The organism is Pseudonocardia sp. TRM90224, assembly GCF_021245725.1.
GTDB lineage: Bacteria > Actinomycetota > Actinomycetes > Mycobacteriales > Pseudonocardiaceae > Pseudonocardia.
Genome location: NZ_JAJGSX010000023.1, coordinates 69631 through 92955 on the forward strand (window position 1 = coordinate 69631; position 23325 = coordinate 92955).

The 23325-nt window shown below is 72.7% G+C and carries 21 protein-coding genes and 1 pseudogene; 10 read left to right on the plus strand and 12 right to left on the minus strand.

Annotated features, from left to right (window positions below):
- The first annotated feature begins 43 nt into the window (after positions 1–43).
- Complete coding sequence (locus LL648_RS27565; protein ID WP_232665653.1) at positions 44–406, plus strand: VOC family protein; 363 nt, start codon at positions 44–46, stop codon at positions 404–406.
- Between the two features lie 8 nt (positions 407–414).
- Here LL648_RS27565 and LL648_RS27570 read toward each other — a convergent pair whose 3' ends face one another.
- Positions 415–1104, minus strand: coding sequence for a hypothetical protein (locus tag LL648_RS27570; protein WP_232665654.1), 690 nt, complete (start codon positions 1102–1104; stop codon positions 415–417).
- 129 nt (positions 1105–1233) lie between these two features.
- Here LL648_RS27570 and LL648_RS27575 point away from each other — a divergent pair, with 129 nt between their 5' ends.
- Positions 1234–2256 (plus strand): arabinan endo-1,5-alpha-L-arabinosidase, encoded by a 1023-nt coding sequence (locus LL648_RS27575; RefSeq protein ID WP_232665655.1) that lies wholly within the window; start codon positions 1234–1236, stop codon positions 2254–2256.
- 127 nt (positions 2257–2383) lie between these two features.
- Here the strand turns inward: LL648_RS27575 and LL648_RS45415 are convergent, their stop codons facing one another.
- Positions 2384–3421, minus strand: coding sequence for a helix-turn-helix transcriptional regulator (locus LL648_RS45415; protein ID WP_232665656.1), 1038 nt, complete (start codon positions 3419–3421; stop codon positions 2384–2386).
- A gap of 87 nt (positions 3422–3508) precedes the next feature.
- Between LL648_RS45415 and LL648_RS27585 the strand changes: the two genes are divergently transcribed.
- Positions 3509–3874, plus strand: coding sequence for a nuclear transport factor 2 family protein (locus LL648_RS27585; protein WP_232665657.1), 366 nt, complete (start codon positions 3509–3511; stop codon positions 3872–3874).
- 204 nt (positions 3875–4078) lie between these two features.
- Here the strand turns inward: LL648_RS27585 and LL648_RS27590 are convergent, their stop codons facing one another.
- Genes LL648_RS27590 through LL648_RS27605 form a run of 4 tightly spaced genes read right to left on the minus strand, consistent with a single transcriptional unit; the run spans position 4079 to position 8481 of the window.
- Positions 4079–5239 carry an ROK family transcriptional regulator gene (locus LL648_RS27590; RefSeq protein ID WP_232665658.1) on the minus strand — a complete coding sequence of 387 codons (1161 nt, stop codon included), beginning with the start codon at positions 5237–5239 and terminating at the stop codon, positions 4079–4081.
- Positions 5236–6105, minus strand: coding sequence for a carbohydrate ABC transporter permease (locus tag LL648_RS27595; protein WP_232665659.1), 870 nt, complete (start codon positions 6103–6105; stop codon positions 5236–5238). Before LL648_RS27595 ends, LL648_RS27590 begins: the two co-directional genes overlap by 4 nt.
- Positions 6102–7082, minus strand: a complete 981-nt coding sequence (locus LL648_RS27600) for a carbohydrate ABC transporter permease (RefSeq protein ID WP_232665660.1) — start codon at positions 7080–7082, stop codon at positions 6102–6104. The genes LL648_RS27595 and LL648_RS27600 overlap by 4 nt, the downstream gene beginning before the upstream one ends.
- Positions 7083–7089: 7 nt before the next feature.
- Entirely contained in the window at positions 7090–8481 is a 1392-nt protein-coding gene (locus LL648_RS27605; RefSeq protein WP_232665716.1) for an ABC transporter substrate-binding protein, read from the minus strand.
- A 178-nt stretch (positions 8482–8659) separates the two neighbouring features.
- Between LL648_RS27605 and LL648_RS27610 the strand changes: the two genes are divergently transcribed.
- From LL648_RS27610 to LL648_RS27625, 4 genes are read left to right on the plus strand one after another with little or no spacing between them, the layout of a single operon-like run.
- Complete coding sequence (locus LL648_RS27610) at positions 8660–9715, plus strand: zinc-dependent alcohol dehydrogenase (RefSeq protein ID WP_232665661.1); 1056 nt, start codon at positions 8660–8662, stop codon at positions 9713–9715.
- On the plus strand, positions 9712–10518 hold the full coding sequence (locus LL648_RS27615) for a sugar phosphate isomerase/epimerase family protein (RefSeq protein ID WP_232665662.1): 807 nt from the start codon (positions 9712–9714) through the stop codon (positions 10516–10518). Before LL648_RS27610 ends, LL648_RS27615 begins: the two co-directional genes overlap by 4 nt.
- Positions 10511–11806 (plus strand): MGH1-like glycoside hydrolase domain-containing protein, encoded by a 1296-nt coding sequence (locus tag LL648_RS27620; RefSeq protein ID WP_232665663.1) that lies wholly within the window; start codon positions 10511–10513, stop codon positions 11804–11806. The genes LL648_RS27615 and LL648_RS27620 overlap by 8 nt, the downstream gene beginning before the upstream one ends.
- Positions 11803–12522, plus strand: a complete 720-nt coding sequence (locus LL648_RS27625) for a ThuA domain-containing protein (RefSeq protein WP_232665664.1) — start codon at positions 11803–11805, stop codon at positions 12520–12522. Before LL648_RS27620 ends, LL648_RS27625 begins: the two co-directional genes overlap by 4 nt.
- A gap of 74 nt (positions 12523–12596) precedes the next feature.
- On the opposite strand, the gene LL648_RS27630 is transcribed toward LL648_RS27625, so the two are convergent.
- Together LL648_RS27630 and LL648_RS27635 are read right to left on the minus strand one after the other, a co-directional pair.
- Positions 12597–12887 (minus strand): hypothetical protein, encoded by a 291-nt coding sequence (locus LL648_RS27630; protein WP_232665665.1) that lies wholly within the window; start codon positions 12885–12887, stop codon positions 12597–12599.
- 101 nt (positions 12888–12988) lie between these two features.
- Positions 12989–13732, minus strand: coding sequence for an arginase family protein (locus LL648_RS27635; protein WP_232665666.1), 744 nt, complete (start codon positions 13730–13732; stop codon positions 12989–12991).
- Positions 13733–13813: 81 nt separating this feature from the next.
- Here LL648_RS27635 and LL648_RS27640 point away from each other — a divergent pair, with 81 nt between their 5' ends.
- Positions 13814–16888: a BTAD domain-containing putative transcriptional regulator gene (locus LL648_RS27640; protein WP_232665667.1), complete on the plus strand. Its 3075-nt coding sequence runs from the start codon at positions 13814–13816 to the stop codon at positions 16886–16888.
- Here LL648_RS27640 and LL648_RS27645 read toward each other — a convergent pair.
- From LL648_RS27645 to LL648_RS27655, 3 genes are all read right to left on the minus strand, one after another.
- Positions 16845–17393 (minus strand): dihydrofolate reductase family protein, encoded by a 549-nt coding sequence (locus LL648_RS27645; protein WP_232665668.1) that lies wholly within the window; start codon positions 17391–17393, stop codon positions 16845–16847. The two genes, LL648_RS27640 and LL648_RS27645, sit on opposite strands and share 44 nt — an antisense overlap.
- 88 nt (positions 17394–17481) lie before the next feature.
- Positions 17482–18306: an isocitrate lyase/PEP mutase family protein gene (locus tag LL648_RS27650; protein ID WP_232665669.1), complete on the minus strand. Its 825-nt coding sequence runs from the start codon at positions 18304–18306 to the stop codon at positions 17482–17484.
- On the minus strand, positions 18303–19646 hold the full coding sequence (locus LL648_RS27655) for an AlkA N-terminal domain-containing protein (protein ID WP_232665670.1): 1344 nt from the start codon (positions 19644–19646) through the stop codon (positions 18303–18305). The genes LL648_RS27650 and LL648_RS27655 overlap by 4 nt, the downstream gene beginning before the upstream one ends.
- Before the next feature lie 330 nt (positions 19647–19976).
- Here LL648_RS27655 and LL648_RS27660 point away from each other — a divergent pair, with 330 nt between their 5' ends.
- Positions 19977–20363, plus strand: a complete 387-nt coding sequence (locus tag LL648_RS27660; RefSeq protein WP_232665671.1) for a hypothetical protein — start codon at positions 19977–19979, stop codon at positions 20361–20363.
- Between the two features lie 92 nt (positions 20364–20455).
- A pseudogene (locus LL648_RS45830) lies at positions 20456–20578 on the plus strand (DUF2752 domain-containing protein); the annotation flags it as partial.
- Between the two features lie 53 nt (positions 20579–20631).
- On the opposite strand, the gene LL648_RS27665 reads toward LL648_RS45830, so the two are convergent.
- The gene (locus LL648_RS27665) at positions 20632–23319 is read right to left on the minus strand and encodes an ATP-binding protein (protein ID WP_232665672.1); all 2688 of its coding nucleotides are present in this window, start codon (positions 23317–23319) and stop codon (positions 20632–20634) included.
- Positions 23320–23325: the final 6 nt, after the last annotated feature.

Below are 23325 nucleotides of genomic sequence, written 5' to 3' on the forward strand. Positions count from 1 at the left end.
AACCGGACGGGTGACACCCGCGGGTGCGCGGGTAGCCCGAGGCATGGCGAGCTACGTGATCGCGGTGGCGATCGATTGTCACGACACCGACCGCTGCGCGGCGTTCTGGAGCGCGGCGCTCGGCACCGGCCCGGCGCGGACGTGGAGCGACGCCCGCGGCACCCGCTACGTCCAGATCTCCCCCGACGTCGGCGCCGACCTGCTCTTCCAACCCGTCCGGGAGCCCAAAGCGACCAAGAACCGGGTGCACCTCGACATCACTCCCGAAACGGGCACGCAGGCCACCGAGGTCGCCCGCCTCGTCGAGCTCGGCGCCAACGTCGTCGCGGACGAGCCGGACCTCCCTTGGGTGCTGCTCGGCGACCCCGAGGGCAACGAGTTCTGCGTGCTGCCTCCGCGCAGGTGAACAGCAGGTCAGCCTGGAGGCACCCGCAGGTGCGCCACGGAGATCCGCTGCTGACGCTCCCCCAGCGGCCCGCTCGACAGGCTGTAGCCGACGACGACGGTGTTGCGGGCGCGGTGCAGCACCCTGGCGAGCAGCCAGCGTCCACGCACCTCGACCAGGACCTGCTGGTCGAGCTCGAGCTCGAACCCCGACGTCACGACGCGGGCGGCGGCAACGGCCCCGGAATCGGCGCCAGATTCGGCGCCGGAATCGGCCCCGGAGTCGGCGACGGGCTCGGGCTCGTCCGACGGCTGCAGGGTCTCCGGCTGCAGGGTCTCCGGCTGCAGGGTCTCCGGCTGCAGGGTCTCCGGCTGCGGGGTCTCCGGCTGCGGGGTCTCGGCCTCCTCCGAATTCTCCGGCACGGTGATCTCCGGTTGCGCGGGCTCCGGTTCCGATGCAGGCTCCGGCGGGCGCGGTGCGGGCACCGCACGCCGTGGCGGGTTCGCGCGCCACCCTTCGATCGTCGCCCTGAACCAGATCGCCACCCCGCCGAGCTCGGCGTCCGACGGTGGCAGGCCACCCCGCTCCGGTGCGCGCCACCGGCGGCGACGCGCCGTTCCCTGCGGCCATCCCATGGCGTCGTCGACGTCCCCGAGCGTCATGCACTCGGCCAGCGCACGGCGGATCTCCGCAGGTCCGGGCGCTCGCGTAGCCGACACGCAAGCATTCTGCGCGCGACCGAAGATCTCGGCAGCACGCATGCCCGAACGGGTGGATCACTGCATTCGCCACTCGTTCGGGCCTAGGCTGCTGATCATCCCCCGCCGCCGGCCAGGACGGATGACACCGTGCGCATTGCACCGCTGCTGTTCACCACCGTCGCGTTGCTGTTCACGACAGTGGTGTTCTCGACACCGGCCGTAGCGGCCCCCGCCCAGGGTGACGGGCCGTGGAAGCTCACCGGCGACCTCGGCGCTCACGACCCCGAACTCGTAGCGGGCGAGAACGGCAAGGGCTGGTACGTCTTCTCCACCGGCAACCCCGACCTCCCCGGCGGCGGCACGATCCAGGTCCGCACCTCGACCAACGGGAAGCACTGGGAGTACGCCGGCACGATCTGGAAGTCGATCCCGGAGTGGATCAAGGAAGCGGTGCCAGGCGTGAACAACCTGTGGGCACCGGACGTGTTCGAGCACAACGGCACGTACTACATGTATTACGCGGCGTCGACGTTCGGCCACAACACATCGGTGATCGGGCTGGCCACCAACAAGACGCTCGACCCGTCCGACCCGAGCTACGAGTGGGTCGACAAGGGTGAGGTCATCAGCTCCAACGCCAACAGCAACTACAACGCGATCGACGCCGGCGTGGTCGAGGACGAGGACGGCACGCCGTGGATGGCGTTCGGCTCGTACTGGAGCGGGATCCGGATGGTGCAGCTGGAATGGCCGTCGGGCAAGCCCGCCGCCGGCACCGAGCTGCTGCACATCGCCGACCGCAAGACCGCGCCGAACGCGATCGAGGCGGCGGTGATCGAACAGCACGACGGCTGGTACTACCTGTTCACGTCGTGGGGGCAGTGCTGCCAGGGCACCCAGAGCGACTACAAGGTCGCCGTCGGGCGCTCGAAGAACGTCACCGGCCCGTACGTCGACCGCGACGGCGTCAGCATGCTGGAAGGCGGCGGCACGATCCTCGTCGCGACCGAGGGCGAGCAGTACGGCCCCGGTGGCCAGTCGGTCTCCGACGGCATCATCGCCTACCACTTCTACGACCCCGCGATCGGCGGCGGCGCCCACCTCGCGCTCCAGCGGATCAGCTGGTCGAGCGAGGACGGGTGGCCGGAGCTGGGTTCGATCTCGGCGTAGGGACCGCACCCGAACTGCTGCCGGCTCGGATACGCGAGGGCAGGAAAGCCACTTTCCGGCCCTCACAGGGCAGGAAAGTGGCTTTCCTGCCCTTCCCCGGCGCTCCAGCGGAGATCGACAGCGGAGCTCAGACGGTGTGCAGCAGCCCGGTCAGCTCGCCGCGGCTGCGCACCCCGGCCTTCGCGAACACCGACTTCAGGTGCGCCTGCACGGTGTTCTCGGTGATCACCAGCCGGTTCGCGATCTCACGGGTCGAGCAGCCTTGCACGACGAGCGCGACGAGCTCCCGCTCGCGGGCGGTGAACCCGTAGGCGGCGGAGATCAGCGGCGCGATGGTGCCGACGGGCGCCGCTTGCAGCACGACCACCACCCCGCCACCGGTCGACTCCGGCGCTGCGTGCAGCAGGATCCAGCGCCCCGACCGGCCGAGCACGCGGGCGCTGGCATCGCCGCCGTGCCCCCGCACCCGCTCCATGACGGCCAGCAGCGCGAACGGCAACGCCGAGGCGTCCATCTCGTCGGGCGGATCCGACATGCCCAGCTCGACCAGGCATTCCCTGGCCGGCGTCGTCGTCGAGACCACCCGCCGATGCGCGTCCAGCATGATCACGCCCGGAGCGAGCGGCCCGCTCGTCCCCCGCGACCGGGCCAGCACGCCGGCGGCGCGGAAGTTGCGCCCCAGCAGGGCGGCGAGGTCGTGCGCGAAGTCGCGCTCGTCGTCGGTGAAGTCGCGCGGCGCGGCGCGGAACAGCGAGACGGACCCCCAGCACGCGCCGTCCACGACGAACGCCGTGCGCAGCTCGCCGCGCATACCGGCCGGACGCATCAGCTCGCGGTAGCGGACGCTGCGCTCCAGCTGCCCGCCGGTCGCCTCGCTCAGCACGCCGGCGTGCCGTGGGCCGCCGGCGAGCACGGGGAACGCGTTGAAGTCGCTGGCCAGATACGCGAACTCGGCGACCTCGGGCGACGGCGCCGGCATCGCCGTGGTGTGCACGCTGGTCTCGATCAGCGTGCCCGGGTCGGTCGTGTGCCAGCAGCTCGAGTCGTGCGGCAGTGCGGTACGCAGCAGCTGCGCGCTCTCCTCGAACACGGTGTCGAGGTCGAGCCCGGCCGTACCCAGCCGTTGCATGCGCTCGAACGCGCGCTGCCTGGTGGCATGGTTCACGACTCCAGCATCGCCCCTCGTCAGCGGCGGCGACATCCCAGATTCCGGTGATGGGCGACGACCGGCTCCGTTCGTAGCGTGATCGGCATGACGACCACCGTGCCCACAGCCGCCGCCGTCTTCCGCGCCGTCGACGCCATGGACGGCGCTGTGCTCGGCGGGCTGCTCGCCGACGACGCCCGCATGGTGTTCGGCAACGGCGAACCGATCATCGGTCGCGACGCGATCATGGCGGCCCAGAACGCGTTCATGGTCTCCATCGCCGGCATCCGCCACACGATCCGGAACGAGTGGACCGTCGGCCGCGACACCATCGTCGAAACCGATGTCACCTACGCCCGCCACGACGGCACGGACGTGACGCTGCCCGTCGTCTCCATCTGGCAGACCAACGACGACGGCCTGCTCGCCGACTACCGCGTCTTCCTCGACCTGGCGCCGGTGTTCACATGAGGGGCGGGGTGATCGGCTCGTCGTGAGTGGAGCGCCGCAGCCCTCGAACGGCCAGGCTGAGCGCGGCTCGGGAGCTCGGCCGTGGGTGAGGGCGCCGGGCCGCAGGCTTGAACGAACGGCACTTTCGTCCAATAGGTGTGGACGAAAGTGCCGTTCGTTCACCGAGGGGAGCACCAGCTGGGCCCTCGGCGCCCTCGGCTTCCCTTAAACCCCTGCCGCAGCCAACCGCTCGTCCACCACCGCCGGCGCGAAGACCTCGTCCACCACCAGCTCCGCGACCCCGGCGATCGCAGCTGCGCTACCGAGGTCGCTCGTCACCACCTGCAGGTTGCGGGTGGCCCGCGGCAGCGAGCGCTGGTAGATCACCTCGCGCAGCCCTGAGACGAAGTGCCCGTCGGTGTCGGCCAGCTCCCCCGCCACCACCAGCACCTCGGGGTTCAGCACCGACACCACCGTCGTCAGCACCTCGCCGACGAGCTGCCCCGCCGTCCGCACGGCACCGACGGCGTCGGGGTCGCCGTGCTGCACGAGGTCGCGGACGTCCGCCACCACCGAGACGTCCTTCCCCAGCTCGGAGAGCGCGCGCAGCAGCGCGCGGCCCGACGCGACCGCGGCGAGGCAGCCGGCCGCACCGCACGCGCACCGCTCCTCGCGCCCGTGCATCCGGATGTGCCCGATGTCGCCTGCGCCGCCGTCGACGCCGCGGTAGAGCGTGCCGTCGATGACGATGCCGGCCCCGATGCCCGTCCCGACGGTCACGAGCAGCATCGATGGCGCGTCGGGCCACCGCGTGCGCTGCTCGCCCAGCGCCATCAGGTTGGCGTCGTTCTCCACGAACACGGGCCGCCCGAGGTGCGCTTCGAGCCGGTCGCGCACCGGGTAGTCGTGCCACCCCGGCATCACCGGCGGCTGCATCACCCGCCCGACCGACACGTCGACCGGTCCCGGCACGCCCACCCCGAGCGCGATCGTCTCCGCCGGGTCGACGCCCACCTCCCGCACGAGCTCACCGAGCCGTTCCTCGACCTCGCCGAGCACCCGCTCCGGCCCGTCGCCGATGGTGATCGGGTAGCTGCTGCGCCGCAGCACCCGCCCGCCGAGGTCGAGCACGGCGAGCTCGGCCCGCCCGATGTGCAGCAGCGCGACCAGGATGTGGCCGTGGTCCTCGTCGAACCCGAGCGTCCCCGACGGGCGGCCGCGGCCCTCCGACTCCCCTGCCGACTCGCGCAGCAGCCCCGCCGCGAGCAGCATGTCGACGCGCTGGGTGACGGTCGAGCGCGAGAGCCCCGTGACCCGGATCAGGTCGCGGCGGGTGGTCGCCTCGCCCCGCCGCACGAGCTGCAGCAGGCTCCCGGCCGACGTCATCCTTTCTCCGCCCCGCTCGTCAGGCCCTCGACCAGCAGCCGCTCCGCGAAGAAGAACAGCACGACTATCGGCAGCGTCAGCAGCACCGAGCCCGCCATCAGCACCGTCGTCGGGATCTCGATGCTGCCGGCCAGCTGCGAGAGGCCCAGCGACACCGTCCACCGGTCGCGGTCCTCTGCCAGGAAGAGCAGCGCGAAGAGGAACTCGTTCCACGCGATCATGAAAACGTACAGCGCGTTCGAGACGACGGCCGGCATCGCCAGCGGCAGGCTGACCCTGCGGATGATCTGGAACCGCGAGCACCCGTCGATCGCCGCGGCCTCCTCCAGCGACACCGGGACCGTCTCGAAGTAGTTGCGGAGCATGTAGATCGAGATCGGCACCGTCTGCGCCACGTAGACGATGAGCAGCCCGGCCAGTGAGCCGCGCAGCCCGATCCGGGCGAAGAAGACGAACAGCGGCACCGCCAGCAGGATCGCCGGGAACAGGTACACCGCCAGGAACAGCGCGCTCACCTGCCGCCGCCCCCGGAACTGCAGCCTGCTGATCGCGTAGGCGCCGGGGATCGCCGCAAGCAGCGTCACCACCACCGTCAGGACGGCGATCACGAAGCTGTTGCGCAGGAACACCAGGAAGCCCTGCCCGCCGTCGTCCTCCGGGAGGAGCACCGAGAGGTACGTGCTGACGTCGAACTCGGCGGGCCACAGCGCGCCTGGGTGCAGCACGACCTCGTCGAGGCTGCGCAGCGACAGCACGATCATGTAGTAGAAGGGGAACGCCGTGGCCAGCACCAGCACGGCGATCACCACCCACCGCAGCACCCCGAAGACGCGGGTCTCCACGACGTCCCGGTTGAACGCGGTCACGACTGCTCCACCTTTCGCCCCCAGAACCGGAAGTAGATCGCCAGCAGCACGACGAGGACGAGCGAGAGCACCAGCGCCTGCGCCGACGCCGCTCCGACGTCACCCCGCGCCGTGAGCAGCTCGTACACCCGCACGCTGACCACCTGCGTCCCCGCGCCACCGCCGGTGAGCAGGTAGATGTCGTCGAACTCGTTGAACGTGAAGATGAACCGCAACACCGCGAGCAGCGCGATCACCGGCAGCAGCTGCGGCCAGATCACGTGCCGGAACCGCTGCGTCGGCGTCGCGCCGTCGACCCGCGCCGCCTCCTCCAGCTCGCCGGGCACCGCGGCCAGCCGCGCGGTGAGGAACAGGAACGCGAACGGGAAGTACCGCCACGCCTCGAACGCCATGACGGTCAGCAGCGCGACCGGAACGCTGAACTCCAGCCCGAACACCGAGACGTCCGCCGAGCGCTGGGTGAGGAACGCGACCGGGTCGGCCCACCCGAAGACGTTGGTGCCGATCTCGTTGACGATCCCGAACTGCGGGTTGAGCATCGTCTGCCAGACGAACGTCACCGCAACCACCGGCGCCACATACGGCAGCAGCATGAACGCGCGCGCCACCGTCCGGCCGCGGAACCGGCGCCGCAACGCCAGCGCGGCGACGAGGCCGATCCCGATCGACGTGACGGTGCCGACCACCGAGTACAGCAACGTCGTCCCGAGCGCGCCGTAGAACCCGCGCGAGGTGAACACCCCGGCCAGGTTCTCCAGCGTGAACCCGCCCCACAGCCCGCGGCGGCGCAGGTCGATCAGCCGCAGGTCCTGGAACGACAGCACGACGGTCCACACGATCGGTACGACGACGACCAGCAGCACCACGACCAGCGTCGGCGCCAGCAGCACACGGCCCGCGCGGGCGTCGCGCTGCGCGAGCGTCGGCATGCGCGTCGGGGGCACGGTCGCTGTGGGGCGTTCCATTTGTGTGGTCATTCCCGCCTCACCTCAACGAGTTCTGGATGTCGGAGACGTCGGCGTCGGCCTGCTCGGCCGCGCGCTGCGGCGCGACCTCGCCGCCGGTCATGGCGCTGATCGCCTGCGGGACCGGCAGCTCGCCGAGCATCGCGCCGACCAGCCCGCCCTGGCCCTGCGTGATGCCCCACCGGCGGAAGGTGTCGGGGCTGGTCTCCAGCGCGGTCAGCACGGCGGGCGGGTAGAAGTCGGCGAGCGGTGCCTTGGTGTCGACGCCGGCCGGCAGCGTGCGCCAGGCCTCGGTGTACTGCTGCGGGTCGGAGCGCGTGCCCGTGCGGGTCGGGAACTTGCCTTCAGGTGCGAACCCGAGCCAGTCGACGTAGCCGTCGCTCATCATGTACTCCACGAACCGGCGGGACGGGTCGACCGCGGCGTCGGCCAGCACCGCCCACGAGACGATCTCGCCGAACTGCGCCGGCTCCCGCCCGCTCGGGCCGGTGAGCGCGGTGACGACACCGGTGTTGTCGACGAGGAAGCGTGGGTCGGCGACGCACTGCTCGCAGCTGGGGGCGGCGTCGGCGCGCAGCCCGGCGAGCTCGTCGAGGATGTACGACGACCACACGACCATCGCGGCCTTCCCGGCGAAGTAGGTGGCTCGGGTCGAGTCGACGTCCTGCGCGCCCGCGACGGAGAAGTTGCGCACGAGGTCGTCGTAGAACGCGAAGCTCTCCACGCACGGCGGGCTGTCCAGCGCGACCTCACCGGCGCCGTCGACGAGCTCGCACCCGTTGGCCAGCGCGAGGTGCTCGAACGTCTGCTGGGTGAACGCGTCGCCGGGGATCGTCGAGCCGACGAACCCGGCGGTGTCGCCGTTGTCGAGCGCTCGTGCGGCCGCCAGGACGTCGGCGAACGTCCGCGGCTCCGGCAGGCCGGCCGCCGCGAACAGGTCGCGGCGGTAGAGCAGCAGCTGCGCCCACGCGTCACTGGGCACGGCGAGCTGCATGGCGCCGTCCCTGGTCAGCTCCAGTGCGCGCGCGGAGAAGGTGTCGGCGCCGAGATCGTCCACGACGGCCGCGCTGACGGCGGGGTCGAGCAGCTCGTTCGCGGCGAGGCTGCGGACACCGGCCAGCGGCACGGCCCCCACCACGTCGGGCAGCTCACCTGACGCGGCCGCGGACATCACCAGCTGGTTGAACTGGTCCTCCGCGACCCCCACCAGGTCCACCGTGATGCCGGTGGCCTCGGTGAACCTCGTCGCGATCGCCTGCTGCGCCGCGAGCCGCTCCGGCAGGTTCTCCATCGTCCAGACAGTGATCGAGTTCGGCGGGCCGTCCGGCTCGGCGGCACCGCACGCCCCGGCCGTCACCGCCAGGACCATCGCGGCGGCCGTGGCCGCCAACGCCCGCGCGGGGGTTCTCATCACGCCTCCGATGGTGTGCGAGAGAGTCGGGCTACTTATGACTGACAAGTACGCGTAATCATGCAACTGGCAACGCTATAAGGACAAGATGTAACGTGAAAATGACCCTGCAGGTCCACTCGTCGCCGGAGCCCGCATGACAGAGCCCGACCCAAAGCCCGACCCAAAACCCGACCCAGTGCCGGACCCCCTCGTCGTCACGCTGACCGAGCCGCGCCGCGTGGAGGTGCGCAGCGCGGCGCCGCAACCGCTGCCCGCCGGTCACGTCCGGGTGCGCACGCTGTACTCGGGCATCTCGGCCGGCACGGAGCTGACGCTCTACCGCGGCACCAACCCGCACCAGAACCGGCGGTGGGACGCGGCGGCGCGGCTGTTCGTCGACGAGCCGGCGCGCGCCGCCTACCCGAACGACGTCTGGGGCTACAGCGAGGTCGGCAGGATCGTCGAGCTGGGCGGGGGCGCCGACGACGGGCTGCTGGGCGCGGCGGTCTGGGGCATGTGGGGCCATCGGGGCGAGGTCGTCCTGCCGCTGGAGAAGGTCGCCGGCCGGGTGCTCCCGCCCGATCTCGATCCGCTGTGCGGCACGTTCGCGCGGGTCGGCGCCGTCGCGCTCAACGCCGTGCTGGCGGCCGACACGCACATCGGCGAGACGGTCGCGATCTTCGGCCAGGGGGTGATCGGGCTGGTCGCGACCCAGCTCGCGGCCCGCAGCGGCACACGGGTCGTCGCCGTCGACGGGATCTCCGCGCGGCGCGAACAGGCGACCGCACTCGGTGCCGCTGCCGCGCTCGACCCGGCGACCACCGATGTCGGCGCTTGGGTCAAGGAGCACACCGGCGGGCTCGGCGCCGACGTCTGCATCGACCTCAGCGGCTCCTACCGGGCCCTGCACGAGGCCGTCCGAGCCTGCGCCGCCGGCGGGCGGGTGGTCGCCGCGGGCTTCTACCAGTCCGACGGCGTGGGGTTGCGACTCGGCGAGGAGTTCCACCACAACCGCATCCAGCTGGTGTCCTCCCAGATCTCCGCCGCGCCGTCGGGGCTCGGCCACCGGTGGAGCCCGGAGCGGATCCACCGCACGGTCGTCGACCTGGTCGCGGCCGGGCAGCTCGACGTGCTGCCGCTGGTCAGCCACGTCGTCCCGGCCGCCGAAGCCGCGGCGGCCTACGCGCTGCTCGACCAGGACGCCACCGCCGCGCTGCAGGTCGTGCTCGATTTCAGGGGGGAAGCCCGGTGAGGATCACCTGTCAGGAACAGCTGCTGCCCGGCGACACGATGCTGCAGAAGTGGGACGCCGCGCGACGGTTCGGCTTCGACGGGATCGAGCTGCGCGGGCAGGGCGGGCACCGGATCCGGGGCCGGCTGCCGGAGCTGCGGCAGGCGCGCGCGGCCGGCGTCGTCATGACCACGGTGTGCGTCGAGATGCTGCACTTCATCGGCGATTTCGACGCGGGCCGGCGCCGCGACGCCGTCGAGAACATGCGCACCCAGCTCTCGGTGATCGCCGAGCTCGGCGGCATCGCGGCCATGACGCCGGCGTCGTACGGCATGTTCTCCCGCCGGCTGCCGCCGTTCACGCCGCCGCGCGACGAGGCGGGCGACCGCGAGGTGCTGCTCGACGCGCTGGGCGAGCTGGGCCGCCATGCCGAGAGCGAAGGCGTCAAGATCCTCCTGGAACCGCTCAACCGCTACGAGGACCACATGGTCAACCGGCTGGAGCAGGCCGTGGAGCTGGCCGACGCGACGGGCCTCACCGCCGTCGGGGTGGTCGCCGACGCCTACCACATGAACATCGAGGAGACGCTGCCGTCGGCCGCGCTGGAGGCGGCCGCGCACCGGCTGGCCCACGTCCAGGTCTCCGACTCGAACCGGCTCGAACCGGGCGCCGGGCACCTCGACTGGGAAGCGTTCGTCGGGGCGCTCGCGCGGATCGGCTACACGGGCGACCTCGCGGCCGAGTGCCGGCTCTCGGGGCCGGCGGAGCAGGTGCTCCCGCGGGCCGTCGCGACGCTGCGCCGGGCAGGTGCGGCAAGTGGCTGAGCACGACCTGCACAGCTCGGCAGTCGCCGTGCTGGAGGCCAACTGGGAACACGACCACACCGTGCCGTCGCGGCGGCTCTACCCGCACCAGTGGAGCTGGGACTCCGCGTTCGTCGCGGTCGGGTGGGCCCGGGTCGATCCTGCGCGGGCCCGCCGCGAGCTCGAGTCGCTGCTGGCCGCGCAATGGGCCGACGGGCGGGTGCCGCAGATCGTCTTCAATCGGGAAACGCCGCGCGACGCGTACTTCCCCGGCCCGGACTTCTGGCGCTCGGCCGAGGTCCCCGGCGCTCCCGAGCGGGAGACCTCGGGGATCCTGCAGCCGCCGCTGCACGCCGTCGCGGCGTGGGAGGTGTACCGCGCCGATCCGATCGCGGGCCGGCCGTTCCTGGAGCGGGTCTACCCCGCGCTGCGCGCGCAGCACGACTACCTGCGCCGCGAGCGCGCCGACGGCGACCTGGCGGTGATCGTGCACCCCTGGGAGTCGGGCCAGGACAACTCGCCGTCGTGGGACACCGAGCTCGCGGGCGTCGAGGCCGGCCCAGAAGCGCTGGCCGGGCACCGCCGCCGCGATCTCGACCACTCCGATCCGGCCGACCGGCCCACCGACCACGACTACGCCCGCTACGTCGCGCTGGCGCAGCGCTACCGCGACCACGGCTACCGCGACGCCGAGGCGTTGCCCGGTCACCCGTTCGTCATGACCGACCCGCTGTTCAACGCCCTGCTCGGCTGGTCGGACGAGGCGCTGGCGAGGATCGCCGAGGTGCTCGGCCTGCCGGCGCAGCACCATCGGGCCGACGCTGCGCGGGTGCGCGACGCGCTGCTCGCGCAGCTCTACGACGCCGATGCCGGGCACTTCTTCGCCAAGGGGCGCAGCGACGGGAAGCGGGTCGCGGAGTTCGCGGTCGGCGGGCTTGTGCCGCTCGTGCTCGACCTGCCCGCGGACGTCGTCGGGGCGCTCGTGCGGGGCGCGACCGGGCCGCGTTTCGCGCTGAACGGGCGGGTGCCGCTGCCCAGCTACGACCTGACCGGTCCGGCGTTCGACGCCGCTCGCTACTGGCGCGGGGCGGCGTGGGTGAACACGAGCTGGCTGGTGCTGCGGGGGTTGGAACGGCACGGAAGGACCTCCGAGGCCGCCGTCCTGCGCGCCGCGATCCGCGCCGCCGGGCGCGTCGGGTTCCGGGAGTACTACGACCCGATCACCGGGGCGGGCCGCGGCATCGCCGATTTCAGCTGGTCAGCAGCCTTGACGCTGGATGTGCTCAGCAACGAGGAGGAACGACCGTGACCCCGATCCGCGTGACCGTCTGGGGCGAGAACCGGCACGAGAAGACCGACCCGCCGGTGGCCGCCCGCTACCCGGACGGCATGCACGCGGCGATCGCGAGCGGCATCCGTTCACACCTCGGCCAGGGCGCCGTCGTCCGGACGGCGACGCTCGACGAACCGGAGCACGGCCTCACCGAGGACATGCTCGCCGCGACCGACGTCCTGACCTGGTGGGGGCACATCGCCCACGACGACGTCGACGACGCCGTGGTGGAGCGGGTGCACCGGCACGTGCTCTCCGGCATGGGCCTGCTCGTGCTGCACTCCGGGCACTTCTCGAAGATCTTCATCAAGCTCATGGGCACCACGTGCAGCTTGCAATGGCGCAACGAGCACGACCGCGAGCTGGTCTGGACGGTCGACCCGACGCACCCCATTGCAGAGGGTGTGCCGCACCCCGTCGAGCTGGGCGAGCACGAGATGTACGGCGAGTTCTTCGACATCCCCGCGCCCGACGAGCTGATCTTCATCAGCTCGTTCACCGGCGGTGAGGTGTTCCGCAGCGGTGCGACGTTCCGCCGCGGGCACGGCAAGGTCTTCTACTTCAGCCCCGGCGACCAGGCGTACCCGATCTACCACAACGAGCACGTCCAGCGGATCCTCGCCAACGCCGTGCGCTGGGCACGCACGACCCGCCCCGACCGCACCCTCCCGCAGGTCCGCCGAGCAACCTGACCCGAAACTTCCCCACCGTTTTGTGCACTTGCGCGCCAAAAACGCGCGCAGGTGCACAAAACGGTGGGGAACTTCTACGGCTTGTCGGCTCCGACGCGGACGATCCGGTCGGCGAGGTCGTCGCTCCAGCGCCCGAACCGGCCGGCGACGCGCGCGCCGACCTCCTCCGCGTGGTTGCCGAGCGCGCCGGCCGTGCTCGCGCACAGGGTGTCGACGCGGTCGGCGGTGTCGTCGACCCAGGCCGCGGCCCGGCCGGCGACGATCGCGAGCTGGTCGCTCGACTCGGAACGGGCGCGGGCAGCCAGCCGCCCTAGCTCGCGCATCCCGGCGCTGTACAGCGTGGCCAGCGGCTCGACGATCGACATGGGTCACGGCTCCTGAATCGTCCGACCTGGTTGTTACCCCGGGTAACACGCTAGCAGGTGATCGAAAGCTCGGCAGCGTCTCTGCGGGGTCAGCGCGGCCGTCAACGCAGTGCGGCGACCAGTTCCTCGGCGAGCGCGGCGATGCCGTCGGTCGGACTGCCGCCCCGCTTCCAGGTGCAGGCCAGCCCGACGGCGGCGACGCGGCCGGTCGCCAGCACCGCCCGCACCCCCTCGGTGACGGCGGCCAGATCGGGCCCGCCGGGCGCCGGGTAGAGCAGCTCGGGCAGGCCGAGCGGATCGATCACGTCGAGATCGACGTGCAGGTAGATCGGCCCGTCCGGCAGCGGCGCCGGGCCCCCGAGGTCACCGACGCCGGCCCGGTGGATCGCCGATGCCGCCAGGAACTCCGCCTCCGGCGGCTCGAGGTCGCGCGCGTCGACGAGCACGACGTCGCTTTCGCGGACGGGCCGCAGCCCGATCCGGTCGGGGACCGTCCGGTCGGCGCCGCCGACCAGCTGCCGCAACGGCATCCCGCCGATGTACCCCGAGATCGACGACTCCGGCGTGTGGACGTCGCCGTGCGCGTCGAACCACACGATCGCCGGCTCGACGCCCGCCCGCTGCAGGCCGGCGACCACACCGAGCGACGTCGTGCAGTCGCCGGACACGACGAGCGGCCGCACCTGCCCGGCCACGCTCGCGGCGACCTGCTCGTACAGCGCCCCCATGCGCTGCGTCGGCGACCCTTCCGGCAGAGGCGGCGCCAGGGTCAGGTCCGGCACCAGCGGGAACGTGGAGGCGGGCAGCGGCTCATCCAGATGGAACGGCACGGAGATCACGGTCACGCACCCATCGTGGCGTCTCGTGGATCGATGCGCACCTGCCGTGCTCAGGGCCTGTCGGGACCGCGAAGTAGTGTCCTGGGCGTGCATTTCGGCGTTCTTGGGCCGCTCGCCGTCACCACCGACGCCGGCGAGGCGGTCACCGTGCCCGGGGCCAAGGTCCGGGTGCTGCTCGCCGCGCTGCTCGCCAACCGCAACCAGGTGGTCTCCGCCGCCCGCCTGATCGAGAACGTCTGGGGCGACGACCCGCCCGCCGATCCGAACGCGGCGCTGCAGGTGCGCGTCTCGCAGCTGCGCAAGGCGCTCAACGACGCCGAACCCGGCGCCCGCGAGCTCGTCGAGTCGCGACAGCCGGGGTACGTGCTGCGCACCGACGCGGTGGACGCCGACCGGTTCGCGCAGCTCGCCGCCTCGGGCGACGCCGATCGGCTGGCCGCCGCGCTGCGGCTCTGGCGCGGCGCGGCGTACGCCGACGTCGCCGACGAGGAGTTCGTCCGCGCCGAGGTGCAGCGCCTCACCGGCCAGCGGCTGGCCGTGCACGAGCGGCTCGCGCAGGCCCGGCTGGCCCGCGGCGAGCACGACCTCGTCGCCGCCGACCTCGCCGCGCTCGTCGCCGAGCACCCCCTGCACGAGGGCCTCCGCGCGGTGCACATCAAGGCCCTCTACGCGGCCGGTCGGCAGTCCGACGCCCTCGACAGCTACAGCGACCTGCGGGCCCGCCTGGCCGACGAGCTGGGCGTCGATCCAGGCCCCGACCTTGTCGCCCTCTACCAGCAGGTGCTCGCCCAGTCTCCGGTGCTCGCACCGCAACCAGCCGCGACGTCCCTGCGGGCGACCCTGCCGCCGCCGCTCGACGAGCTGGTCGGACGCGCCGAGGCGCTCGCGGAGCTGCGGCGGCTGCTCTCCGGCCGCAGGCTCGTCACGCTGGTCGGGCCGGGTGGGGTAGGCAAGACCCGCCTGGCGGTGGAGGCGGCCCGCGAGCACGGGAACGCGCACCTCGTCGAGCTGGCTGCGCTCCCCGCCGGCGACACCGGCATCGCCGAGCGGGTGCTCGCCACGCTGGACGTCCACGAGGAGGCCGGCACCAGTGACACCGCGGAGCAGCGGTTGCTCGCCGCCCTCGGCCGACGGGCGCTCCTGCTGGTGGTCGACAACTGCGAGCACGTCGTCGACCAGGTCGCCGCGCTGGTCTCGCGGTTGCTGCGCGCGGCGCCGGAGGTGAGCGTGCTGGCGACCAGCCGCGAGCCGCTCGGGTTGGCCGGGGAGCTGGTGTGGGAGGTGCAGCCGCTGGCCGTCCCACAGGACGCCCCGGACCAGGGTGCGGCGCTCGAAGCGGTGCTCGGCTCGCCCGCTGCGCGCCTGTTCGCCGCCAGGGCGTCGGCGCAGCAGCGGACGTTCCGGCTGGACGAGCGGACGGCACCGGCGGTGGCCAGGATCTGCCGCCGCCTCGACGGGATCCCGCTCGCGTTGGAGCTCGCCGCGACCCGCGTGCGCGCGCTCGGCGTCGTCGGCGTCGTCGAGCGGCTGGACGACCGGTTCGCGCTGCTCACGAGCCGACAGCGGGATGTGCCGGAGCGGCAGCGCACCCTCACCGCGGTGATCGCGTGGAGCTGGGACCTGCTCGACCCCACCGAACGCGCGGTCCTTGCCCGGCTGTCGGTGTTCAGCGACGGCTGCACGCTCGACGCGGCGGATGCCGTCAGCGGGGCCGACCCCGACCTCCTGACCCGGCTCGTCGAACGGTCGCTGGTCGTCATGGACGACTCCGGGGCGGAACCGAGGTACCGGCTGCTCGAATCGGTCGCGGCGTTCTGCCACGAGCGGCTCGACGACGCCGAGGCGGTACGAGCACGGCACGCGGCGTTCTTCACGGAGCTCGCCGAGCGCGCCGACCCGCACCTGCGCGGCCCCGACCAGCGCGAATGGCTGGAGCGGCTCGACGCGGAGGCGGGCAACCTGCGTGCGGCGCTCGCCGGGGGCAGCAGTCATCGGGGGCGGCTGGCCACCGCGCTCACCTGGTACTGGTACCTGCGGGGCCGGTTCACGGAGGCGAGGCGCGCGCTCGCGGACGGCGGTGATCCGGGTTGGCTGGCCGGGTTCACGCTGCTGCAAGGCGTGCCCCCGGGTGACGCCGCGATCCCGGCAGAGCTGCACGGGCGCGTCGCGTGGTTCGTCGGGATAGCCCTGCTCGACCGCAACGACCTCGGCGGCGCCTCGCGGCTGCTGGACGTTGCGATGGCCGATGCGGCGGCCGAGGGCGACACCTGGACCGAGGCGGCGGCGCTGAGCACGCGCGCGATGCTGTCGCACGCCGCCAGCGACCTGGTCGCGCTCGAACGGGACGCCACGCGCAGCGACGCGCTCTTCACGAAGATCGGCGACCGCTGGGGCCGGCTGCAGGCCAACAACTGGCTGGGCGGGCTCGTGGAGGTCCGCGGCGAGTACGACCGGGCCGTCGCGCTCCACACCGAGGGCCTGCGCTGGGCCGAAGAACTCGCGCTCTGGCCCGAGGTGTGCACCAAGCTGTCGTGGCTGGCCTGGCTCGCGGTGCAGACCGCCGACTACCAGCAGGCCCGTGAGCTGGGCGAACGCGCTTACGCGATGGCCGTCGAGAGCAACTCGCCCAACGCCATGGCGTTCGCCGAGCTGAGCATCGCCTTCGCCGCCCGTCGCGAGGGCAAGACCGACCTCGCGATCAGCCACCTCGAGCACCTCGTCGAGATGGGCCGCGCCGACGAGCAGCCCGCGCTGTTCCTGCCGATGGTGCTCACCGAGCTCGGCCACGCCGTCCTGCAGAACGGCGACACGGAGACCGCGTTGGCGCTGCACATCGAGGCGTTCGAAGCCGCCGAGGGCTTCGAGACACCGGAGGGGATGGGCGCACCGCGCGATGCCGTGAGCGCGCTGGAGGCTGCGGCGTCCGTGGTCCCGGATCCCGCGACCGCCGCCCGCATGCTCGGGGCGGCGGCCGCAGCGCGCTCCACAGCGATGTTCGTCGCCGACAACGCCGAGCAGGACGACGTGCTCGGCACCACGGCTCGACTCGTCGCCACCATGGGCGAGGAGGCATTCCAGGCCGCGTTCCGGTCGGGCGCCACCGTGAGCCCGCGCGACGCTATCGCGCTGGCCGGTACGTCGCCACGATCACTCCGTTCTTGAAGACGTTCGTGTCGACCAGCTGGAACGTCGCCCCGGCCTCGGCGAGCGGCGATGCGAAGCTGCCCGTGCCGACGATCACCGGGTGGATCCAGAACCGGACCTCGTCCACCAGCCCCGCCTTGACCAGCTGAGCGGTCACGGAGCCGTAGCCGTACTGGATGATGTCCTTGCCGTCCTGCTCCTTCAGCTTCGTGACGGCCTCGACGAGATCACCCTGCAGCACCTCGGTGTTGCGCCACTCCGGGTCCTTCAGCGTGGTCGACGCGACGTACTTCTTGACGTTGTTGAAGTACGCGGCGCCGGTGGTGGGGTCGCTCTCGTCACGGGTCGACCACGCGGGGAACATGCCGTCGTACGTCTCGCGGCCCATGATCATCGCGTCGGCCGCCTCGGTCTGCGCCGCCGCGAACGCCCCGGCCTCCTCGTCGAAGTACGGCATGGTCCACATCGGGTTGTCGATGACACCGTCGAGGGTGATGTAGGTCGAGTTGATGAGCGATCGCATTTCGGCTCCTCCGTCGGGCTGGTCTCGCTGACACCAGGAACCTTGCCGGGCCGCACTTACGGTTCGCTTTTGATCGGCCGAAAGGGCGTCAGTCCCGTGTCGGCGCGAGCAGGGCGTTGAGCTCGCCGTAACCGATCCCGCCGGCCACGCTGTCGTACGTGCCCGTGGTCAGCAGCTCCCTGGTCGCGCGGGCCGCAACCCCGTACGCGGCCTCGGCGATCGCCGAGCCGAGGCTGATCCGCCGGACCCCGGCGGCGGCGAGCTCGGCGACCGTCGGCGCGCCCGGCCAGACCATCACCGCGATCGGCAACGGGCCCGCTACCAGCTCGCGGATCGTGTCGAGGTCGATCAGGCCGGGCACGAAGATGCTGTCGGCCCCGGCGGCCTTGTAGGCGGCGGCTCGTTCCTGCACGTCGCGCAGCCGGGCCCCCGGCTCGCCGATGCCGGCGAGATAGACGTCGGTTCGCGCGTTGATCCACACCGGGACGCCGGCCGCGGCGGACCGGGCGGCGGCGAGCCGCTCGGCCTGCACCTGCGGGGCGAACAGCTCAACACCGGAACGGTCCTCGATGTTGACGCCGACCGCGCCGGCCTGCACAACAGCAGCGGTCGTTGCGGCGACGTCGGCCGGCGTGGGCCCGTAGCCGGCCTCGATGTCGGCGGAGACGGGCACATCGACCGCGGCGGTGATCCGCCGGATGGCGTCGGCGGCGCGCTCGGCGCCGAGGTCGGCGCCGTCGGCGACCCCGAGCGACCACGCCACGCCCGCGCTGGTGGTGGCCACGGCCGCGGCTCCGGCGTCGACGACGGCGAGCGCCGACGCGACGTCCCACGCGTTCGGCAGCAGCAACGGGTCGGCTGCGGCGTGCAGCCGCGCGAACGCCTCCGCGCGGCGGATCTGATCTTCTGTCATGCACCGACCGTACGAACCGCGCCCGCCTGGTTCTGGACGGATTCGGACATCGTCGTCGCGTGCGCCATCAGGTGCGCCGCGGCGAGCGCCCGCCACTGCGCGGGAATCCACGCCGGGTCGAGTTCGAGGTCGGCGAGCGCCGCGACCACGGCGGGATCGCCGGCGGGGAAGGCGTCGCGCACGCCGAGCCGGAACGCGAGCGCGTGCCGCAGGTCCGCGGCGATGCCGGGCAGCTCGGCCAGCGCGGCGAGGCTCGTCCCGCGGTGCAGCTCGGGTGCGGCGGCGGCGAGCGCGCCGACCGCCGCCGCATCAGGCTCGTCGAGGCCGAGCCCGCGCAGCGCGTCCGCCGTGAGCGCCGCAGGCTCGGGGAACGTGTGCGTGAGCCCTGCCGGCAGGCCGGCAACAGGGTTGCCGAGCGTGGCGACGACCGCGCCGGCGCGGTCGGTCCCGAGCAGGGCGTGCAGGCCGGGTTCGAGCGGCGCCCACGCGCCGGGCACGACGAGTCCCGGACGCGGCTGGGCGAGCGCGCCGAGCGCGGCGGCACCGGCCGCGGGATCGGTGTCGAGCCCGAGCAACCGCCCGACCCGATCCACGATGTGGATCAGCCCCTCCCAGTACGGGAGGTGGGCGCGCAGCAGGAGGTGGTCGGGGGCGCCGCGGGTGACCTCGACGACGGCCGGCGCGCCGTCGACGGTGATCGTGCGGCGGTAAGCCCCGTCCTCCACCGACTCGACGCCGGGCAGCGCCCGCGCGGCCAGGATGGCGCGCACGCCGTCCCAGTCGTAGCCGGGCAGCACCGGAAGCCGCAGCGCCAGCCCGCCGTCCGTGACCAGCCGGTCGGACCGGCGGCGCCGCCCACGCAGCTCCGTCGGGGACGCCCGGAAGATCTCCCGCATCGTCCGGTTGAACTGCCGGAGGCTGCCGAACCCCGACGCGAACGCGACGTCGACGACGGCGATGTCGGTGTCGTCCAGCAGCCGGCGGGCGAAGTGCGCCCGCCGCGAGCGCGCCAGCTCGTCGGGACTGACCCCGAGGTGGGCGCGGAAGAGCCGCCGCAGGTGCCGGGTGGAGAGCCCGACCCGCTCGGCGAGCGCCGGCTCCGTGCCCTCGTCCAACGCGCCGTCGATGATCAGCTGGACGGCCCCGCAGACGATCTCCGGGGCGGCGGCCGAGACCGGCCCGGCCACGCGGTACGGGCGGCAGCGCAGACACGCCCGGAACCCGGCCGCCTCAGCGGCAGCGGCCAGCTCGAACGTCACGTTGTTCTTCGCGAGCGGGCGCGCGCCGCACCCCGGCCGGCAGTAGATGCCGGTGGTGACGACGGCCGAGTACGTGGTCACGCGTCCTTCTTACGCTCCCGGGGGGACGGAGCGCTGGACGGATCCGGACACGCACGACCGCCACCGCGCAGCACATCCGCACCCGGATGCCAGGGTCAGGAAAGCCACTTTCATGCAACGTGGTTGCATGAAAGTGGCTTTCCTGACCTCCGCGCACCCCCGGCTCGGGCGGCCGTCCGGCCGATTCTCCTTACGCCATGGATGGATACTTCTCGCCCTTATGACGCATCCTGGGATCCTCACAACAATGATCGGGATCCTGCTACCCTCCCCCGGGCCGAAGCTCGATCAACGGGCTCTTCTTCGGCGAATGCAACCCTGGAGCAGCACATGAGCGAGCTGGTGCCCATCGGCGCTGGTCAGGACCCGACATTGGTCACCATCGCCGACATCTCCGTCACTCAACACTGGGTGATCACACCGAGTGGCACCTGCGCGCTGAGAGATGCTCGATGGACGTTCTCCGACCTGTCCCGGACCCATCAGGCAATTCCGGCCTGGGCAATAGTTTGTGCCGTCATCTTCGCCCTGTTCTGCCTTCTGGGGCTGCTGTTCCTCCTGGTCAAGGAAGAACGCACGGATGGGTTCGTGCAGGTTCTGGTTCAGGGGCCACGATTGCTGCACACAGTGCAGATCCCGGTGTATGCCGTCCATCAGGTGTGGGATGTGAACCAACGCGTCAACTACGTGCGGTCACTGGCCGCGGCAGCGGGGTGAGCGGACCGGCGAACCGGATCGGCGCGGCGATCACGGTGTACGCCGCCGTCGCCGCGTTGGTCGGGTCGGGTGGTCTGCCTCGAATCTGCCCGATGTACCGGATGTTCGGTCGCTCGTGCCCCGCATGCGGCCTCTCCCGATCCATCGCGTTCGCCGCACGGGGGCAGTGGCGACGATCGCGCGCACAACACCCGCTCGGGTTGCCGGTGCTCTGCTTTGCGGTCGCTCAAACAATCCGGGCTTTCCTGCCCTCCCCCCAGAAGTGGCTTCAGCTGCCCCCACCGAGCAACCGCCGCGTCGCCCCCGCCTCCCCCAGCGCCCCGAGCCGTTCCCACTGGTCGAGCGCCGAGCGCAGCGCTGCCGGGTCGTCTAGGAGGCGGCCGCGGGCGCGGGTGAGGCAGGCGGCCGCCCAGTCGTTCGCTTGCGCCGCGGGTTGGGCGGCGGTGAGCACGTCCTTCGCGTCCGGGAGGGCGGCGACGACGGCCAGCTCGGCCGCTGCCGCGATGGCGTAGGGCCGGTAGCGGGCCTTCGGCAGCGCGGCGTCGGCCCGGTCGATCACCGCGCGGGCCGCGCCCGGATCCACCTGGCTGCGATCAGCGAGGTGGACCGCCACCCGTGCGTCGACGAACGCCGCGAGCGGTGAGATGCGCGCCTGGAACGCGCCCGGGCGGCTCTCCACCTCCGCCGCGTGCCCACGCCACCGAGTCAGCTCCATCGGGTTGTCGCGCAGCCCGTGGGCGAGCGCGACGAAGTGCACGGTCGCCTGCATCCAGAACGCGGGCGGGCGGCCGGCGCGCGTCCAGCCCGTCCACATCGCCTCGGCGAGCCGCACCGCCTCGGCCAGCTCGCCGGCCAGGACGAGCGTGGGGATCACCTTGCTGGCCGTCAGGTACGGGTGGTCGCCGTGCAGCTCGTCCTCGACGATGATCCGCGCGGCGGTGCGGGCCGCGGCGACGTCACCGGCCGCGACCGCGTCGCTGCACGCCAGCCCGAGCGTGTCGTCGATCTCCGCGGTCGCCCGCGGGTCGGTCCGGTCCATCCAAGGCAGCAGTCCCAGCCGCTGCTCTGTCACCCGATGCGCGTGCTTCGCGTCGCCGGCGGCGGTTGCCGCCGTGCGCAACGCGTCGAGCGCAGCGCAGACGAGCACGGCGTCGCCCGCCGCCCACGCCGCCGCGACGGCCGCCTCGGCGAGCGCGCGGTCCGGCGAGAGCTTCTCCGGGCCAGCCAACCACGCCTCCGCGCACGCCAGCGCCGCAGTCACATATGGATCGTCGTGGTCCCCGACGCTGTCGAGCAGCCCTCGCAGCCGGGCGTGCGGCACCTCGGCCTGGAAGGTCACCGGGTACCGGCATGCCATCTCGACGGCCCGGACCAGCTCCAGCGCGCGGCGCGGCCCGTCACCCGCCCGCTCGGCCGCGGCCAGGTGCAGCTCGTACGCCTCCCCCGAATCGTTGAGCACCTGCGCGCACTCCGCGGCGAGCCCGAGGTCGACGGCCGCCTCATCGGGATCGGGTGCCAGCTGCGCCGCGGTCCGGTAGTGCCCGAGCGCCTCCATCAGGAACCGGCGCGCGAACGTCAGGTGCGCCAGCGACCGCGCCAGCCCGTGCCCGAGGTCGCCCGGCGAAGCACCTGCCAGCGCCGCACGCAGGTCGTCCGCCACGACGTCGAACCGGTCGCGCCACCGATCCGCCAGCCCGCCCTCCAGCTCGGCGGCGGTCCCAGCAGCCCAGTTCAGGTGCCGCTGCCGGACGTCCTCTTCCGCACCGCTCTCCCCCAGCCGCTCGACGGCGAACGCGCGGATGCTGTCGAGCATCCGCCAGCTGCCGCCGCTGCGGCTGACGAGGCTCTTGTCGACGAGCCGCCCGAGCAGGTCGGCAGCGGCCGGCGCGTCCCCATCTCCCGCGACGGCCGTGGCGGCAGCCAGGTCGAAACGCCCGACGAACACGCCGAGCCGCCGGAAGAACCCCTGCTCCTGGTCGTCGAGGAGGTCATGGCTCCACTCGGTGACGGCACGCAGCGAGCGGTGCCGCTCGACCGCTCCCCGCCCGCCTGAGAGCAGCCGCAGGTGGTCGCCGAGCCCGGCCAGCAGCCCGGCCACGCCCAACGACGCGCTGCGAGCCGCCGCCAGCTCGATCGCCAGCGGCAGCCCGTCGAGCCGCGCGCAGAGCTCGGCGACCGCGGCCGGGTCGAGGTCCGGATCGAGGTCCGGGTCGAGAACCGGGTCGAGCACCGCGGCCCGTTCGCGGAACAGCTGCTCGGCATCGGACCGCAGCGGCAACGCCGCGACGGGCACGATGCGCTCGTCCGGGACGCCCAGCCGTTCGCGGCTGGTGGCGAGCACGGCCGTGCCGGGGCAGGAGACGCGGACCCGTTCGACGAAGCCGGCGACAGCCCCGATCATGTGCTCGCAGTTGTCCAGCACCAGCAGCGAACGCCCGCGCCCGAGCCGCTCCAGCACGGCATCGTCGAGCGGCTGCCCAGCCCGTTCCGTCACCCCGAGCGCCGCCGCGACGGCCTGCGCGACGAACCCGTCGCGGACGGGCACCAGGTCGACGAAACCGACCCCGAACGGGAACTCGGGAGCGACCTCGCCGGCCGCGACCACCGCGAGGCGGGTCTTGCCTGCGCCGCCCGGCCCGACCAGCGTCACCAGCCCGCCGCCGTCGAGCGCGGCCCGGATCGCGACCCGTTCCGCCGCCCTGCCGACGAAGCTGGTGCGCGAGACCGGCAGCGCCGCGACCCGGCCCGGCGCCGGCGCGGCCGTCACGGTCTCGGCGAGCGCACCCAGCTCACGGCGGTCGGCAACGCCGAACTTGCGCAGCAAGGCCGAGACGTGCCCCTCGACCGTGCGGACCGAGATGTGCAGCCGGTTCGCGATCTGCGCGTTCGAGAGCCGCGCGCCCACGGCGGCGAGCACCTCGGTCTCGCGCTCGGAGACGTCGGTCGGGATCCGCACGCCACC